The organism is Rhizobium sp. S152 (assembly GCF_030380735.1).
In the GTDB taxonomy this organism is placed as follows: Bacteria; Pseudomonadota; Alphaproteobacteria; order Rhizobiales; family Rhizobiaceae; genus Rhizobium.
The window spans coordinates 62,951-80,058 of record NZ_JAUDRZ010000003.1; the positions used below are offsets into that span (position 1 = coordinate 62,951).

Consider the following 17,108-nt stretch of genomic DNA (forward strand, 5'->3'; position numbering starts at 1 on the left):
CGCAACGGTATCATTTTGGCGGAGCAAAGTGAAAAAGATGTCAGATCAGCTGGGAAGGACATCTCCGCCAACGCTCGCATCCGTGGCAGCCATGGTCGGTGTGTCGGTAAATACGGTATCGAGAGCTCTTCGAGCACCCAATACCGTCCGCGCCGAACTGCGGCGACAGATCACCAAGGCCATGGATGAGTTGAACTACGTTCCCAATAGATTGGCGGGTGGTCTTTCCGGCACTCGATCCGACATCGTGGGTGTCGTCGTCACCTCGCTCTATCACTCCGAGTTCGCATCGATCCTGGACGCGTTGCAGTCTGCTTTGCTGAAAAGCAACCTTCAGGTGATGTTGGCAAATACCCGGTATGATCCGGATCAGGAGGTGACGCTTGTCCGCTCCATTCTCAGCTGGAGGCCGGCCGCGGTGGCGATCATCGGCGTCGATCATCCGCCAAAAGTGACCGAGCTTCTTCGCGCCTCCGGCGTGCCGATCATCGAGATGTGGGATGTCGGCGGGGATGTCATCGATACCGCGGTTGGCATGGACCACACCGCAATCGGTGCCGCGCAAGCGCGTCATTTGATCGAGCGTGGCTGCAAGAGGTTGGCGTTTCTGGGCAGCATGCGTGACAACGATACGAGAGCGCAGAAACGCGCGAAGGGAGCTGCGGACACAATCGCTGCAGGCAGGTTGGGAGAATTGGTATTCGCCACGAGGCAGGAAGCTGGCAAGCCAGACTTGGGTGATCTTCTCGTCAGGGAACTGCTTAGCAAGCATCCTGATATCGACGGAGTCATTTGCAACAGTGACGTCATCGCATTCGGCGTTCTGCGCGCGCTAAAAGATATGGACAGGCGCGTGCCTGAAGACGTCGCCGTCATTGGCTTCGGCGATAGCGAAGCATCAAGCTGCATGACGCCATCGCTTTCCACCGTCAGGCCCGATCGCCAACGGATTGGCGAGAAAACCGCCGAGGCGATTCTCGCCCGTATCGAGGATGAGCCTCCAAAGACGCTGACCCTTGATTGGGAGCTTGTCGGACGCGACAGCACTCGTTCGATCTGACGACCAACTGATCCATGGGAGGGACGGGTGTGGCCGATACTAGGAAGACCCCAAACATCGTTTTCATTCTGACTGACCAGCAGCGGTTCGATACGATCGCGGCGATGGGATTTGACCATATGGTCACGCCGAACCTCGATAGGATGGTGCGCGAGGGCGTGTGCTTCAGCAACATGTACGTCACCTCGCCTTCCTGTGCGCCGTCGCGAGCAAGCCTGTTCACGGGGCTCTATCCCCACACGAACGGTGTGTTTCGAAACGATGAGCGTTGGACCCATAGCTGGGTGCGTCAGTTGGCTGACGCCGGATACCGATGCATCAATGTCGGCAAGATGCACACGTCCCCTTTCGAAGATTCCTTCGGGTTTCACGAGCGTCATGTTGTCGAAAACAAGGACCGTGCGACGGATCGCCTGCCTTTCTACCTCGACAACTGGGACAAGGCATTCTGGTCCCATGGCGTGGAAAAGCCGAGCCGCGTCACCTACCGCAGGCGCAAAGATTACCGTGAGCGCCTAGGCGCTTTCGTCTGGAATCTGCCAGATCATCTCCATTCGGACAACTTCGTCCCTGAACTCGCAGCCATGTGGTTGGACCGCTATCAGGGAAAGGAACCGTTCTTTCTTCAAGTCGGAATCCCTGGTCCCCATCCGCCTTATGATCCTACGCAGGAGTATCTGGACATCTACGACGGTCGATCCCTTCCCATGCCGATCATCGACCGGGATGCGATCGACCGTCAGCCTTCGGCTCTCAAGAAGCTTCGCGAACAACATCTGTCTGTCGACCATGATGCCGTCGTCCACCTCGAAAACCCGAGTGACGAGCAATTGCGGCGGCAACGCCAGCATTATTTCGCCAACGTCTCGATGATCGACAACCAGGTCGGCAAGCTGGTGGAGGCGCTTGAGAGGCGAGGGGTTCTGGATGACACGATCATCATCTTCACGTCGGATCATGGAGATTGCCTGAACGACCATGGTCACAGCCAGAAATGGACCATGTACGAGCAGAGCGTCAGAGTGCCGGCGGTCGTTTGGTCGCCGACAGGTGTTGCGCGGGGGCGTCGGGTCGATGACCTGGTTTCACTCTTTGATTTCGGGCCAACGATGCTGGAGCTTGCAGGCCTCGCTGCACCGAATTGGATGGAGGCGCGGTCGCTGTTGCCTTATCTGCAGGGGGAAGAGGTCATCCCGCGGCAGTTTGTTTACTCGGAACATGCGGGAGACCGCATTTTGAGCGGCACTGAGTTCATGACCATGATTCGTGACAGCCGCTATAAGCTGGTTCACTTCGTCGAAAGCGACGAGGGGCAGCTGTTTGACCTCCAGGACGACCCGCTGGAGATCAACGATCTATGGGCAGATCAAGGACATCAACGGGTCAAGCAAGGACTGATCACTGAAATCCTCAAATGGCGGATCAGGAGTGACCTGAAAACACAGGGATGGACGCAGGCCATCACCTCCGAGGTCGGAGGCCATACGCCAGCAGGAGCATCACGCAATGCCTGATAGCCCCTTTACACGTGATCGAAGCCTTGAAGGGCGGGTGGTGCTGATCACCGGCGGGAGCCTGTAAGATCTTCTTTGGCGAACATCAGATGCTCTCGCTGAAATCATGAATGCTCAATCCTTCAAGATAAGGTTGGTCGCCCGAGACGTTGCCGCGATGGCACTGTTCCTGGCTTCCGACGATGCACGGGGATGTACGGGCGCTCAGTTTTTAGTAGACGCGGGTATCACTTAGCCTGCAGCAATCCGTTTCGAGACGGCAAAACGGAAGAGGCAGGGAAAAACCTTGGTTTTGGTCGAAAAGCTGACTGAAAGCCGGTATCTAAAGTAGCTATGAAAAGATGGGCGGGCCGAAACGAGCGATGAGGTCGAAGACGAGCAAGGCGTGGCTGGCGAAGCTGCTCGCCGGCGCTGGCGGGCTCCTGGCAGCAACAATTTCACTTGGGTACTCGCTGTATGAGCGCAGGCAGGCCGATGTGGTTCCTCAGGTCGAGGCCGGGACACCGGTGGAGGCCGGACGATGGAAGGTGGCCGTCACCGGAAGCACTGTAGGCAAAGCGATGCCGAATGGAGCAAGAATATCTTCGGGCAAGAAGGCCATCGTCGTCAGCATGATGCTGGAGAATATCTCGGCACAGAGCTCTAATCTCTATGGCGGACTGATCAAACCGGCCAATCTACACGATGTCCAGAAACCGCAATATTATCTGACGCGTGACCAGGCAATCCTGTGGGATTTGCAGCCGCGAATGCCCGAGGCAGTGACTGCTGTATGGGAGGTTCCGGAGAATGTCGCCTTGCCAGATGTTCTGACGCTGCAGGTCGAGAGCGAGTTCTTCAAGCCTAGGGACAATCTCTACAGCGCGCCCGGCTGGTTTCCGGCGGGAACCATTGTAGAAATAGCACTGCCGCTGGATGACGAGACGTCGGAGGGAAAACCATGATGCGCCCGGCCTTTGTGATTCCAGCCGTTCTTGCGGCGGCGGTTCTGCTTGCGGCACTCCAGGCGACGACGCCACCCTATGCGACATTGACCGGGCCGATTAACACCGAGGGTCGCCAGAGCGAGACGGTTTCGAGTGATACCTTCAGCGTGAAGGTCAATCGCATCCTGAAAGCGAAAGCCATTGCCTATGAACAGTTCGGACGGGCAATCGATCTGCGGAGCTCGGGGGTCTGGGTGGTGGTCTCTGCCGAGTTGATGGCGTTCCAGAAAACCATGCCGGTTCGTGCTGCAACGCTGATCGGTGCCTCCGGCCGAATGTACCGCCAGTCGCGGCGGGCAGGGGAGGCACCGAACATTCTCTCGGCGAAAATAGTCCAGCCCGGCCTGCCGACGACGGGTCTGTTCGTCTTCGAGCTGCCGGAGGATGAGATACGGAGCATGAAGCTGCTGCTTTCCGAACAGTATGATCCGCAGCTCAAGGACGAGATCAGCGTGTCGCTAGAACCGGATGACACCGCGCCGCAAACCAGATTGGAGATCCGCAAAGATGGTGTTTGACCGCGCGCGAAGGACATGGTGGCTCTCGCTCGCAAGCCTACCGTTTCTGGTCGCGACAGCCGTTGCGATCAATGCATGGCGGAACATCGAGGATTACAGGCATCGGATAGAAAACGATGTGGTACAGGGATCCGGCCAGCTCGACTACGCTGGCGCCACGTGGCGCCTCGAGAAGGTGAGACTGATTGGCGACGGACGGGACACGCAGTTGCGTCTTCCCGGCGAGATGCGACTTGTCATCGTTCGCATGGTTGCAACTGCCGCCCGCGATATCGGTGACGGCTGGGGCCAATGCGAGGTCAGTCTGGTGGACGGGACGGAGCGCCGTTGGCTGCCGCTCGACGTGAGCCTTTCGAATGACATCAGCCGCGATCTGGAACCTGCCAACGAACCCTTGAAAGGCTGCGGTATCACGTCGCTCGATCCCCCTCGTCAAGATCATGCCGCGTTGATCGAAGAGAAGTTCGTGGTTCCCGCTGCGGCGGTCCCCGCATTGTCAGTCAGGTTGAGCGTCGCGGCCTTGCGGCCGCAGGCGATCAGCTTTCCGCTCGCGCTGAACTGAGAATCACGCCTCGCCGGGACGCAACTCTCGCCCTCTCCATTCCCGACCCTGGGCGAAGCCGATTTCGAGGGTCGCCGCCAGCAGGCAAATCTTTATCGGTGTGATCAGCAGGCCCTCTCCCGGATCGCTGGGCGTGCCAATGAAGGGCGAAATCGTCTGGGCGATGACCTGCCACAGCGGCAGGTCATGCGGACCAATAAACTGTGTTAGCCCGTACCAGGTCCAGGCGGATCCCCAATCCAGCAGCCGGTAGGCGACAATGGCGACGAGAACCGGACCAATACCGGAATTCAGCGCCAGGCCGATCCCCTCGGCAAGTGCGCGATAGCGTTTCAACGTGCCCGAAATGAAGTGCGAAATGAAATCACGCACCGACTTCGGCAGCGCCTTCCAGCGGGACACCGCGCCGGCAAGGCGCCCCTCGCCAGGCGTGCGCTCGTTATCGATGTCATAGCCGTAGACGAGGGCTGCTAGTGTGAGCCAGACGACAGGGTAGAGCGCATAGAAGAACAAACTGAAGAGCTGCGTTGCGATCGGCGGTGAAGCGAATTCGGGTGGAAGTGGCACGTCCTGTTGCGCGGTAGCGTCCGTTACTGGCGCAAGCAGGCTGAGCACAGTGCCGATCGTTTCCGGGATATGGCTGAACCAGGCCGTGATCTCATCCTGCCACTCCGACAGGACGAAAAGACCGATGAACGCCCAGTTGGCTTCGCAGACCACAATGAGGATCGGCCAGATCGGCGCGTGCGAACGCTTGTGCCTAGCCTTTGCGAACTGCCTCACGGCCCAGGCGATGACGACGGGTACGATCAGCCATTTGCCTCCGGAGACGTCGAGCAGGCCGCCGGCAGTCTCGCCTGCCATGAACAGGCTGAGCGACAAGCGGGAATAGTCCCTCACCGTATCGCCGAGAAAACCCCACGCGGTGTAGAAGGCGAAGAAGGGGACAAGGCTGAGCGCCAGAGCGCTGAGAAAATCGCCGGGAGGCGCCTTCGCCTCGATCGGCCTATCCGGATGATCCGTCAAGCGATGTGACGCGGCATTCAGCGCCGGAAGGCCGTGCCGAACCGTCTCGAACAGGGCCACGATGACGACAAGCTTCAACAACACTACCAAGGCGAGGATCGACAGACCCGCAAGCGAATTCCAGCGCCCGATCATTGCAGCAACTTCATTGAGGAGAAGATTGCCGATGAAACCGAGCAGCCAGAGGGCCGCCAATTGCGGCCAGAACCGCCAGAGGAGAGATCCTGTCAATCGCAGCTGATGCATCGCGGTCTGGAAGCCGCCGTCGGAAGTGGTCGGCTGAGCGGAATAGGACATTGTTCCTGATACCATTCCGACGATGAATGGCCAAGAACGTCGTTGAGCGGGCCGGCTCCGCAGCCCTTAGACGACCCACATCCGCTTCGATCTTGACGGTCCGTCGATTGAGGAATTCGAGCTTTTCTCGTCCATCGCGATGGAATGATCGTACTGCGTTCGACGGCCCCGGTCGCCAGACAACGTTGCTCCGCGCCTGAAAAATTGTGCTGCGTCCTGGGCAAGTTCTCCGAACGCGGCGGAAATATTCCATCGCCAGGGATCAATGGCCGCGGACATTCGTTTCGTTCCTGTGGTCAATCATCGCCAATGCTTTTCGGTCAAAGGAGATGTCTTATGCATTTTATCATCAACGGAGAGGCTATCGAGGTCGAGGCGGATATCCGTGTCTCCTTGCTCGATCTCATGCGTAACTATTTGGGTTACACAGGAACCAAGAAGGGATGCGATCAAGGAGCGTGCGGCGCCTGCACCGTGTTGGTGGATGGCGAGCGCATCAATTCCTGCCTGGCGCTGGCGGTTCAGTATCAGGGCCGCAGCATCACCACGGTGGAAGGGCTCGCCGCCAATGGCAATCTCCATCCGCTGCAGCAAGCCTTTATCGAACACGACGGCTTTCAGTGCGGCTACTGCACGCCGGGCCAGCTCTGTTCCGCCATCGGGATGGCGGGTGAAATCGAACGCAACATCCCGAGCGTCGTCACCGGCGATCTCATGGCCGACAATATACCGATCGACGAGCGCGAAATCCGTGAACGCATGAGCGGCAATCTCTGTCGATGTGGAGCTTACAACGGCATCGTCGAGGCGATCTCCGAAACGCTGGCGCACCAGACCGCAGCTCCGACCAAGGAAAGGGCACGGGCATGAACATCTTTTCCTACCAGCAAGCGTCGGACGCCACATCCGCCATCACTTTGAAGAAAGCCGGCCCCGCCGCGAAATATCTTGGCGGCGGCACAAATCTCGTCGATCTCATGCGAGAAACGGTCGAACAGCCTGAAACGCTGGTCGATGTCACCCATCTGCCTGGCGACATCGAGCAGCGTGCCGACGGTAGCCTACTGATCGGTGCGGCCGCGAAAAACACGGCGCTCGCCGCGCATCCGGCAGTGCGGTCCGATTTCCCGCTGTTGTCGCGCTCTATCCTGGCAGGCGCGAGCGCGCAGATCCGCAACGTCGCGACGGTCGGTGGCAATATTCTGCAACGCACCCGCTGTCGCTATTTTTACGACAATGCGGCACGCTGCAACAAGCGCCAGCCGCAAGCCGGATGCGACGCGCTTGAAGGGTTCAATCGCTACCACGCCATTCTCGGCGCATCCGATGCCTGTGTCGCCACCCACCCGTCAGACATGTGCGTCGCTCTGGTCGCGCTTGATGCGATTGTACATCTGCAGGGTCCGACCGGTGGCCGCAGCATGCCCCTGAGCGAACTGCACCGCCTGCCGGGCGATCGTCCCGAGATTGAGACGGAACTGCAGCCCGATGAATTGATCACGGCTATCGAGATCCCATCGCTCGGCTTTGCGCGCCGCTCGACCTACCGAAAGGTTCGTGACCGTGCCAGCTATGCCTTCGCGCTCATATCTGTCGCGGCCGCGCTCGATATCGACGAAGCGGGCACCGTGCGCGACGTGCGTCTTGCGCTCGGTGGCGTTGCCCACAAGCCATGGCGCGCCACGAAGACGGAACTTGCATTGAAGGGGCAGGTGGCCGGCACGGAAAGCTTCCGGGCTGCCGCCGAAGCCGAACTCGCCGATGCCGTCGCTCTCGGCGAGAATGCATTCAAGATCGAACTGGCAAGACGCACGATTGTTGCCGTGCTTGACGAATTGAAGGGAGAAAACGCATGAGTGTCCAGCCTGAAGCCGATAATAACAAGCCTGGCCGCTGGCAACCGGCCGTCACATCCGATCCGATGCTGCGCAAACATGGCGCTCTCGGGCAACCTGTTTCGCGCGTCGACGGTCCCTTGAAGGTCCAGGGAAAGGCCCGGTTTGCCGCCGAGTTTCATTATGAAAACATCAGTTATGCCGCACTCGCTTTCAGCAGTATAGCGCGCGGAAAAATCACGGAGCTCGATGTGGCGGCTGCGGAAGCGGCGCCCGGCGTCATACTCGTCATGACCTATCACAATGCGCCGCGCATGAAGGCGCCGTCGTTGATGATGTCTTCTCCGACAGCCGCTGGCGCCAGCGACCTGCCGGTGATGCAGAATGACGAAATCCACTGGAACGGCCAGCCGATTGCGCTCGTTCTGGCCGAAACGCAGGAGCAAGCCGATTATGGGGCCTCGCTCATCAGGGCGAGTTATGCAAGCCTACCTGCCGTGACCTCGTTCGATGAGGCGAAACGGACGCCGAGGCAGTTGGAAACCCTGCTTGGCCAGCCGCCCGTGCTGGAGATCGGCGATGCGGAAACAGCTCTCGCCAATGCCGAGGTCAAGGTGGATATCATCTACCGGACGCCGCGGCACAACCACAACGCCATCGAACTGCATGCGGCAACGGTTGCGTGGAAAGGCGAAGAACTGCGCGTGCATGATGCCAGCCAGTTGCTTGACCTGACCGCTGGCCAGCTTGGCGATATCTTCGGCCTTGAGCCCGGCAAAGTCCGCGTAACCTCGCCCTATGTCGGTGGCGGCTTCGGCGGGAAGTGTCTGTGGGATCATCAAATCCTTGCTATCGCGGCCTCGAAACTCGCCGAGCGGCCGGTGCGCATCATGCTGTCTCGCGAAGGCGTGTTTCGCGTCGTCGGAGGCCGCACGGTGACGGAACAGCGGGTGGCGCTCGGTGCGCGTGCGGATGGCACGCTGGATGCGCTCATCCATACCGGCACGGCGGCCATGACACTGCACAATTCCTGCCCGGAACAGTTCACCTTCCCCGCTCGCCATCTCTACGCGGCCAAAACATTCAAGCTCGCGCAGGATGTCGCCGATATGGATATGCTCGCCAACACCTTTATGCGCGCACCCGGTGAGTCCGTCGGGACCTTCGCGCTCGAGTGTGCGATCGACGAGCTGGCGGAAAAACTCGGCCTCGATCCCATCGAACTGCGCCGCCGCATCGAGCCAAAATCGGACCCAACCACCGGCAAGCCATTTTCATCACGCTATCTGATCGAAGCCTATGAAAAAGGCGCCGAGCGTTTTGGCTGGCGGAACCGCAGCGGGACGCCGCGGCAGAAACGCGAGGGTGAATGGCTGATCGGCATGGGCTGCGCCACCGCGACTTATCCCTACCATCGCTTCCCTGGTGGCGCGGTGAAGATCAGGCTCACGGCGGAGGGTCACGTAACCGTCTCCACAGCCGTGCACGACATGGGCATGGGTACGGCGACGGCCCAGGCACAGCATATTGCCGCCCGCCTCGGCGTGCCGATGGAAAGCGTCACCTTCGAGTATGGCGACAGCAGCCTTCCGCGCGGGGTGATCGCTGGTGGATCCACCCAAACCGCGTCCATCGGCGGTGCGGTAATCGCGGCGACTGAAGTCTTTGTCGAGGAATTGATCAAGCTCGCCGGCAACGACTCGCCATTGGCCGGCCTGTCGCTCGGCGATGTCGAACCACGCGATGGTGGCCTCGGCCATCTCGATGACGTCGACCGTTTTGAGAGCTATCAGTCCATTCTAAACCGCTCTGGCCGCGAGGAACTGGTCTGCCAGGCCGAGGCGCCGCCGCCGGCGGAAATGGAAGCCTTTTCCATGCACTCATACGGCGCTCAGTTCTGTGAGGTGCGCGTCAGCGCTTTTACGGGTGAAATCCGCGTATCACGTTTTCTCGGCTCCTTCGACGCCGGCCAGATCCTGAACGCCAAGACGGCGACCAGCCAATTCAAGGGCGGCATCGTTATGGGCATCGGCCTGGCGCTGATGGAAGAGACGAATTTCGATGAAAGGAGCGGCCGGATCGTCAATGCTTCGCTGGCCGAGTATCATGTACCGGTGCAGATGGACGTTCCTAACATTGATGTTCTCTACACCGGCACACCCGATCCGCAGGCGCCGATGGGCGCACGCGGCATTGGCGAAATCGGCATTACCGGGGTCGGCGCGGCTGTTGCCAATGCCGTTTACAATGCGACAGGTATCCGGGTTCGTGACCTTCCGATCACTCTGGAAAAGGTGCAACGTACCATGGGCATTTAAGGAGATGGTCCCTCGGAAAATGGGAAGCTTGTCGCAGCGTGTTGCGCTGCGCCGCCATTGTTTGAGCTTGGCAAAGAAGCTCTCGATGCCCCATCAGTGGTGGTAAGCAACACGATCGCAAGCATACTATTATTTGCGATGACGACGCGGCGGTATGACCGTTCGCCGCCTGGGCCAAAATGATCCTAGGCAGGTTGTCGGCGTAGTAGACGCGATCGGACAAAAGGCTTCAGTAACTCCCATTTGCCGTCTCGAAGTATCTCGCCATCTATCGCCAACCTCCAAAAACCAGCGTCAATCTAACTTGAGCTGCGAAGTGGATCCCAGATCGTCATTTGTCACCAGAGCTTAGTGGCTAATCATCCAGGGCCTCGCGGACGGGAATGTTTTCGCGCCGTCTGCACGATATAGCGTTCCGGATTTCTTGCCGCCGCCGCAACAGGAGCAGCCGGACCCGTGGTTGGAAGATTTCAGTGTCCTGGGCTCGTTGGCCGATTTTTCGTTGGTCGTACGGGCCGCCCGCGTCACCGGATCCATCAGTGCAAAGAATGGCGTGGGGAAAAAGGCTCGGGCGGCCGATCTTCCGCAGGTGGGGCAATCGCAGGGTTCGGCCGAAGCCGCCATCGGGCGAAGCTCGGTGAAGGCGCCGCATTCGGCGCAGTCGTAGTCATAGTAGGGCATTGCATCTCCCGGAAACAACTGGTGTCAAAGATGGATGCGGGGCAACCCGCATCCATTGTGAGCGACTTAAAGATCAGGTGCCAAGGGAACGTCGATCTTGCCGTCGAGGAATTTCCTCGGTCCGTCGGCGCCCGGCGTCATGTCGAATTCGAAGATATCGAGCGGTAGCCACAGCGTGGCGCATGCATTCGGTACGTCGACGACACCCGAGATATGGCCCTGCACTGGCGCCGTGCCGAGGATCGCATAGGCCTGGGCGCGACTATAGCCGAACTTGGTCAGGTATTCGATCGCGTTGAGGCAGGCCTGGCGATAGGCAATGTGGACGTCGAGATAATGCTGCTTGCCGCCTTCATCGACGGAAATGCCCTCGAAGATCAGATAGTCGTCGTATTTCGGCGTAATGGGCGATGGCTTGAAGATTGGGTTCTTGATCCCGTATTTCGCCATTCCGTCCTTGATCAGCGATACCTTGATATGCAACCAGCCGGCCATTTCGATGGCACCGCAGAAGGTGATTTCGCCGTCACCCTGGCTGAAGTGAAGGTCGCCCATCGAGAGGCCCGCACCATCGACATAAACAGGGAAATAGACCTTGGAGCCACGCGACAGATCCTTGATGTCGCAGTTGCCGCCGTGTTCGCGCGGCGGCACCGTGCGGGCACCTTCGGCAGCAGCCTTGTCACGAGCCTCGCCCTTCAGTTGGCCCATATGGGCGGTTGGTCCGCCGTTGGGCAGGTTGGCAAGGCCCGGAACACGGCCGGGATCTGTATCGAACAGCGCCTTTTCGCGGCTGTTCCACATATCCAGCATCTTCTGGTCAGGCAGGCAGCCAATCAGACCAGGATGGATGATGCCGGCATATTTGACACCGGGCACATGACGCGACGAGGTGAACATACCATGGAAATCCCAGATGGACTTCTGTGCTTCCGGGAAATGCTCGGTGAGGAAGCCGCCGCCATTCTTCTTTGAAAAGAAGCCGTTGAAGCCCCAGAGGCTGCTGTCGAACGTGCCGATGTCGAGAATGTCGACGACGAGGAGATCTCCCGGCTGGGCGCCCTTGACGCCGATCGGACCGGAGAGGAAATGCACCTGGCTGAGATCGACGTCGCGGACGTCGGCCGCGTCGTCGTCGTTCTTGATCTGGCCGCCGGTCCAGTCATAGGTCTCGATGCGGAAATCGTCGCCCGGCTCGACCCAGCATGCCATAGGGATGTCGGGGTGCCAGCGGTTGTGAATTTTCTCGTTGGTGAAAGGCGACTCGTTGAGATCGACCTTGATCAAGGTATCGGGCATTTCTTGCTCCTTCCTGGATGATGATGCGGGATGAACGGATTGGGTCAGACGGAGAGGAAGGCGGCGACCTTTGCCTCGTCGATGCCTGCCCGCGGGCTTTCGTGGACGATGCTACCCTTCTCGATGACGAGGACCCGATCGGCCATGTCGAGCGCGAAGCTCAGGACCTGTTCGGACACAAGGATCGACAGGCCCATCTCGTCGCGGATACGGCAAAGCGTGCGCGCCATTTCCTTGATGATGGAGGGCTGGATGCCTTCGGTCGGTTCGTCGAGCAGCAGGACCTTTGGCTTGGACGCGAGCGCGCGGGCGATCGCCAGCTGCTGCTGCTGACCGCCGGAAAGATTACCGCCACGGCGCCCCTTCATCTCCAAAAGCACGGGGAAAAGGTCATAGATATGATCCGGCACGGCGCGCTCGCCGGTAACGGTCAGGCCGGTCTCGATGTTTTCCTTCACCGTCATAGCGGAGAAGATCATCCGGCCCTGCGGCACGTAGGCAAGGCCGGCTGCGACGCGGCGGTAGCTCTCAAGGCTCTCTATCTCGGTGCTGCCGATGCGGATTACTCCCCCGGAAGACGGGACGATGCCCATCAGCGACTTCATCAGCGTGGTCTTGCCCATGCCGTTGCGGCCCATGATGGCAACGATCTCGCCGGGAGCGGTCTCGAAATTCAGGCCATGGATCACTTCGCTCTGGCCATAGGCGACGTGAAGGTTATCGACTGCAAGCATGATTTCGCCTCCTAGTGGCCGAGATAGACTTCGATGACCTTGGGATCGTGCTTGACGCGCTCCATCGATCCCTCGGACAGGACCTTGCCCTGGTGCAGGACGGTCACCCGGTGGGCGATGTCCTCGACGAACTTCATGTCGTGCTCGATGACGATGACCGACTGGTTGCGGATGATGGTGTTCAGAAGTTCGGCCGTCTTCAGGCGCTCGGCTACGCTCATGCCGGCAACCGGCTCGTCGAGCATCAGCAGTTTCGGGCTCTGGATCAAAAGCATGCCGATCTCCAGCCATTGCTTCTGTCCGTGGCTGAGGATGGCCGCTTCCGTGGCGAGATGATCTTTCAGGAAGATCAGTTCCGCGACTTCCTCGACGCGCTCGCGCACCTCGGCATCGCGGCGAAAGAAGAGTGCTCCGAAGACGTTGCGGCCGCGCGGGAAGGAAAGCTCGAGGTTCTCGAAGACTGTCAGATCCTCGTAGATCGACGGGTTCTGGAACTTTCGTCCGACGCCGGCATGGACGATTTCGTGCTCGCGCATGCCGGTGAGCTCCTTGCCGGTGAAGCGGATAGAGCCGCCGGTCGGCCGGGTGCGACCGCAGATCAGATCAAGCACGGTGGTCTTGCCTGCGCCGTTCGGGCCGATGATCACCCGGATTTCGTTCTCATCGACATAGAAGGAGAGGTCGTTGACGGCCTTGAACCCATCGAATGAGACAGTGAGGCCTTCCACGGCGAGCAAAAAATCCTTCTGCTCGGTTTCTACGACTTGCATTGTTGTTCTCCGTCTCAGTTCGGTGTGTTGGCGGCGGCGACAGCGCCGGCACGTTCGGCTTGTGAGCGGCTGAAGAAGGGGCGTAGCCTTGGCTCCGCATATTCTTTGTAGAGACCGGCAAGCCCGTTGGGGAAAGCCATGACGACGGCGATGAAAAGGCCGCCCATGGCGACCTGCCAGAGTTCGGGGAAGCTCTCGGAGAGTGACGTCTTGGCGGCGTTGACGATGAGTGCGCCGTAGACCGCGCCGAACAGCGACAGACGCCCGCCGACCGCGCAGAGGATGACCATTTCGATCGACGGCACGATGCCGACGAAGGTGGGCGACATGAAACCGACCTGCAGTGTGAACATCGCGCCGCCGATCGCCGAAAAAGCGGCCGCAAGGCAGAAGATGAAGATCTTGAAGTTCGCGACGTCATAGCCGGAAAAGCGGACCCGATCCTCGCGGTCGCGCATGGCGACGAGGAGAAGACCGAATTTCGAGATCTTGACGCCCTGGGCGAGCAGAACGCAGGCGAGCAGAAGCAGGGCGCAGACGAAATAGAGGATGAGCTTGGCGTCGTCGGTGCGGATGTCCCAGCCGAGCAGCGTGCGCAGATCGGTAATGCCGTTGACGCCGCCGGTGTAGCCTTGTTGGCCAATTATCAGGATGGTCATGATCGCGGCGATCGCCTGGGTGATGATGGCGAAATAGACGCCGCCGACGCGACGCTTGAACATGGCTGCCCCAATCACGAAGGCAAAGATGACCGGTACGGCAACGATGGCGAAAAGCGTGAAGGCCAGCGAGTGAAACGGCTGCCACCAGAAAGGCAGCTCGGTCAGCTGGTTCCAATCCATGAAATCGGGGATGCCGGGCGTCGATTGGATCTTGGTCGCTTCCGGCGTCGAGGCCTCAAGCTTCAGGAACATCGCCATGCAGTAACCGCCCAGGCCGAAGAACATGCCCTGACCGAGCGAAAGAATGCCGCCCATGCCCCAGCACAGGACAAGGCCGAGCGCCACGAACGCATAGGTCAGGTATTTGCCGACGAGGTTGAGGCGGAAGATGTCGACAGAGGTGGGCAGGACGACGAGGATAAGCAGCGCCAGTATAGCGAAGGCGAACCATCCCTGCCTGGAAAAGAAAATGCCGTCGGATTTCATGGCGAAAACTCCCTTAGCGGCGGATGTTGAGCGTGAAGAGGCCCTGCGGACGCAGCATCAGGATGCCGACGACGGTGAGCAGGGTGAGAACCTTGGCCGTCGAGCCGCTCATGAAGAATTCCATGGTCGATTGGGCCTGGGAGATGGTGAATGCCGACGCGATCGTGCCGATCAGGCTGCCCGCGCCGCCGAAGACGACGACAAGGAACGTATCGACAATATAGAGCTGGCCGGCGGTCGGTCCGGTCGAACCGATCATGGTAAAGGCGGAACCGGCGATGCCGGCAATGCCGCACCCGAGCCCGAAGGTCAGCCGGTCGACCCGCTTGGTGTTGATGCCGACGGCGCCCGCCATCACGCGGTTCTGCAGGACGGCACGCACCTGCTTGCCCCAGGAGGAGAGGAAAAGCAGGAAATAGACGGCGCAGGCGACGAGAATGGTGAGTCCCATGACGAACAGGCCGTTGATCGGAATCTCGATGGTATCGGTGAGCGCGATCGAGCCCATCAGCCAGTCCGGCAGGGTGACGCCGACCTCACGGGCGCCGAAGACCGAGCGGTAGACCTGCTGCAGCACAAGCGAAAGGCCCCAGGTGGCGAGCAGCGTGTCGAGAGGTCGTCGGTACAGAAAGCGGATCAACGCGCATTCGACCAGAACGCCGAGCGCGAAAGCCGCGATGAAGGCGACCGCGATGGCGATGAAAAAGTAGATCGGAAACAACGCCGGCAAATATTCGGTGACGATGTGCGAGCAGATATAGGTCATGTAGGCGCCGAGGATCATGAACTCGCCATGCGCCATGTTGATCACGCCCATCTGGCCGAAGATGATTGCCAGACCTAGCGCCATCAGCACGAAGACCGAGAACAGGCTGAGGCCGGCAAAGCCCTGCATGGCAAGGATCGAGGTGAATTCGCCAATCGTATAGTCGCCAATCATCGTGGCCTCGCGCGTTGGAAGCTGTGTCTTCGGGTCGGAAAAAGCTGGAGGCGCCGCCTGGTGCCGAAACGGGAGGCGGCGCCTTGGGGAAGGCTTATTGATAGCCTTGCGGGAACGGGTTGGGTTCCATCAGATCCTTGGTCTCATAGACCAGTTCGTACTGACCGTCCGTCTTGGCGCGGCCGACGCGGGCCTTGGACCAAAGATGGTGGTTCTTGTGGATCTTCACGTAACCTTCCGGTGCAGTGGTTAGCTCGATATCCGGCGATGCCGCCTTGATCTTGTCGATGTCGAACGATCCGGCTTTTTCGACCGCCGCCTTCCACAACCAGGGGCCGAGATAGGCGGCCTGGGTGACGTCGCCTATCACGATGTTGTCGCCCCACATTTTCTTGAAGGCGGTGACGAAGGCCTTGTTGTTGTCGTTGTCCAGGCTTTGGAAATATTTCATCATGGCATAGGCGCCATTGATGTTTTCGCCCCCGATGCCGAGGATTTCGTCTTCCGTAACCGAAATGGTCAGAAGCAGAGGCTTTTCCTTGGTGAGGTCGATGCCGGCCGCCTTCAACTGCTTGTAGAAGGCGACGTTCGAGCCGCCGACGATGATCGCATAGATGACGTCGGGCTTCTTGAGCTTGATCTTGTTGATCACCGAGTTGAACTGGGTATGGCCGAGCGGGTAGTATTCCTCGCCGACGACTTCGAGGCCGAGTTTCTCGATATGCTTGCGGGCGATCTTGTTGGAGGTGCGCGGCCAGATGTAGTCGGAGCCGAGCAGGTAGAAGCTCTTCGCGCCCTTTTCCTTCACCACCCAGTCGATGCCGGCGAGGATCTGCTGCGTCGCTTCCTGGCCGGTATAGATGACGTTCGGGCTTTCTTCGAGGCCTTCGTAGAAAGTCGGATAATAGAGCATGCCGTTATACTGCTCGAAGACCGGCAGAACGGCCTTGCGGGACGCCGATGTCCAGCAGCCGAAGACCGAGGCGACCTTGTCCTGCACGAGAAGCTTCTTCGCCTTCTCGGCGAAGGTCGGCCAGTCGGACGCGCCATCTTCCTGAATGAACTCGATCTTGCGGCCGAGCACGCCGCCGGCCGCGTTGATCTGTTCGATCGCAAGCTTTTCCGCCTGCACCGAGCCGGTTTCGCTGATCGCCATCGTGCCCGTCACGGAATGCAGGATGCCAACCTTGACGGTCGTGTCGTCGACGGCGAGGCCCGTCGTATTGACGGTCGCGGTCGGATAGTCGGCAGCCTGCGCGGCGCCGGCCAGTGAAAGCAACGGCAAGCTCGCAAAGCCGGCCAGCAGTGTCCGTCGGCTGACGGACAAGGTATTTCTCGGAACATCGTCCTTCATGGCTACCCCTCATTATTTGATTGTTTTGAACCCCTACTGGTCGGTTAGTCGCCAGCTGCGTGAATT

General features: G+C 59.6%; 16 protein-coding genes and 3 pseudogenes. 10 read left to right on the forward strand and 9 right to left on the reverse strand.

Annotated features, from left to right (window positions below):
• Positions 1-37: 37 nt before the first annotated feature.
• From QTL95_RS04970 to QTL95_RS05000, 7 genes and pseudogenes are all read left to right on the forward strand, one after another.
• Positions 38-196 (forward strand): annotated as a pseudogene (locus QTL95_RS04970) (LacI family DNA-binding transcriptional regulator); the annotation flags it as partial.
• Between the two features lie 51 nt (positions 197-247).
• The gene (locus QTL95_RS04975; RefSeq protein ID WP_289719187.1) at positions 248-1,060 is read left to right on the forward strand and encodes a substrate-binding domain-containing protein; all 813 of its coding nucleotides are present in this window, start codon (positions 248-250) and stop codon (positions 1,058-1,060) included.
• A 29-nt stretch (positions 1,061-1,089) separates the two neighbouring features.
• On the forward strand, positions 1,090-2,574 hold the full coding sequence (locus QTL95_RS04980; RefSeq protein WP_289718868.1) for a sulfatase family protein: 1,485 nt from the start codon (positions 1,090-1,092) through the stop codon (positions 2,572-2,574).
• Positions 2,575-2,674: 100 nt separating this feature from the next.
• Positions 2,675-2,809, forward strand: a pseudogene (locus QTL95_RS04985) (SDR family oxidoreductase); the annotation flags it as partial.
• 127 nt (positions 2,810-2,936) lie between these two features.
• Positions 2,937-3,518 carry a hypothetical protein gene (locus QTL95_RS04990; protein ID WP_289718869.1) on the forward strand — a complete coding sequence of 194 codons (582 nt, stop codon included), beginning with the start codon at positions 2,937-2,939 and terminating at the stop codon, positions 3,516-3,518.
• A complete protein-coding gene (locus QTL95_RS04995; protein ID WP_289718870.1) occupies positions 3,515-4,078 on the forward strand; it encodes a hypothetical protein in 564 nt (187 codons plus the stop codon). The genes QTL95_RS04990 and QTL95_RS04995 overlap by 4 nt, the downstream gene beginning before the upstream one ends.
• Entirely contained in the window at positions 4,068-4,640 is a 573-nt protein-coding gene (locus QTL95_RS05000; RefSeq protein WP_289718871.1) for a hypothetical protein, read from the forward strand. The genes QTL95_RS04995 and QTL95_RS05000 overlap by 11 nt, the downstream gene beginning before the upstream one ends.
• A gap of 3 nt (positions 4,641-4,643) precedes the next feature.
• Here QTL95_RS05000 and QTL95_RS05005 read toward each other — a convergent pair whose 3' ends face one another.
• Complete coding sequence (locus tag QTL95_RS05005; protein WP_289718872.1) at positions 4,644-5,963, reverse strand: hypothetical protein; 1,320 nt, start codon at positions 5,961-5,963, stop codon at positions 4,644-4,646.
• Positions 5,964-6,299: 336 nt separating this feature from the next.
• Here QTL95_RS05005 and QTL95_RS05010 point away from each other — a divergent pair, with 336 nt between their 5' ends.
• The 3 genes from QTL95_RS05010 to QTL95_RS05020 are packed head-to-tail and all read left to right on the forward strand — an operon-like array spanning position 6,300 to position 10,116.
• A complete protein-coding gene (locus QTL95_RS05010) occupies positions 6,300-6,833 on the forward strand; it encodes a 2Fe-2S iron-sulfur cluster-binding protein (protein ID WP_289718873.1) in 534 nt (177 codons plus the stop codon).
• Complete coding sequence (locus QTL95_RS05015; RefSeq protein ID WP_289718874.1) at positions 6,830-7,819, forward strand: FAD binding domain-containing protein; 990 nt, start codon at positions 6,830-6,832, stop codon at positions 7,817-7,819. Before QTL95_RS05010 ends, QTL95_RS05015 begins: the two co-directional genes overlap by 4 nt.
• Positions 7,816-10,116 carry a xanthine dehydrogenase family protein molybdopterin-binding subunit gene (locus QTL95_RS05020; protein WP_442981254.1) on the forward strand — a complete coding sequence of 767 codons (2,301 nt, stop codon included), beginning with the start codon at positions 7,816-7,818 and terminating at the stop codon, positions 10,114-10,116. Before QTL95_RS05015 ends, QTL95_RS05020 begins: the two co-directional genes overlap by 4 nt.
• Here QTL95_RS05020 and QTL95_RS05025 read toward each other — a convergent pair.
• The 8 genes and pseudogenes from QTL95_RS05025 to urtA form a co-directional block, all read right to left on the reverse strand.
• Positions 10,108-10,342: pseudogene (locus QTL95_RS05025) on the reverse strand (IS5/IS1182 family transposase); the annotation flags it as partial. The gene QTL95_RS05020 and the pseudogene QTL95_RS05025 sit on opposite strands and share 9 nt — an antisense overlap.
• Positions 10,343-10,464: 122 nt before the next feature.
• The gene (locus QTL95_RS05030; RefSeq protein ID WP_289718875.1) at positions 10,465-10,797 is read right to left on the reverse strand and encodes an FmdB family zinc ribbon protein; all 333 of its coding nucleotides are present in this window, start codon (positions 10,795-10,797) and stop codon (positions 10,465-10,467) included.
• 66 nt (positions 10,798-10,863) lie between these two features.
• A complete protein-coding gene (fmdA, locus tag QTL95_RS05035) occupies positions 10,864-12,096 on the reverse strand; it encodes a formamidase (RefSeq protein WP_289718876.1) in 1,233 nt (410 codons plus the stop codon).
• A 44-nt stretch (positions 12,097-12,140) separates the two neighbouring features.
• Positions 12,141-12,830, reverse strand: a complete 690-nt coding sequence (gene urtE / locus QTL95_RS05040) for an urea ABC transporter ATP-binding subunit UrtE (RefSeq protein ID WP_289718877.1) — start codon at positions 12,828-12,830, stop codon at positions 12,141-12,143.
• An 11-nt stretch (positions 12,831-12,841) separates the two neighbouring features.
• Positions 12,842-13,600 (reverse strand): urea ABC transporter ATP-binding protein UrtD, encoded by a 759-nt coding sequence (urtD, locus tag QTL95_RS05045; RefSeq protein WP_289718878.1) that lies wholly within the window; start codon positions 13,598-13,600, stop codon positions 12,842-12,844.
• A gap of 14 nt (positions 13,601-13,614) precedes the next feature.
• Positions 13,615-14,748: an urea ABC transporter permease subunit UrtC gene (gene urtC / locus QTL95_RS05050; protein ID WP_289718879.1), complete on the reverse strand. Its 1,134-nt coding sequence runs from the start codon at positions 14,746-14,748 to the stop codon at positions 13,615-13,617.
• 13 nt (positions 14,749-14,761) lie between these two features.
• A complete protein-coding gene (gene urtB / locus QTL95_RS05055) occupies positions 14,762-15,688 on the reverse strand; it encodes an urea ABC transporter permease subunit UrtB (protein WP_289718880.1) in 927 nt (308 codons plus the stop codon).
• A gap of 94 nt (positions 15,689-15,782) precedes the next feature.
• Positions 15,783-17,042: an urea ABC transporter substrate-binding protein gene (urtA, locus tag QTL95_RS05060; protein WP_289718881.1), complete on the reverse strand. Its 1,260-nt coding sequence runs from the start codon at positions 17,040-17,042 to the stop codon at positions 15,783-15,785.
• Positions 17,043-17,108 lie beyond the last annotated feature (66 nt).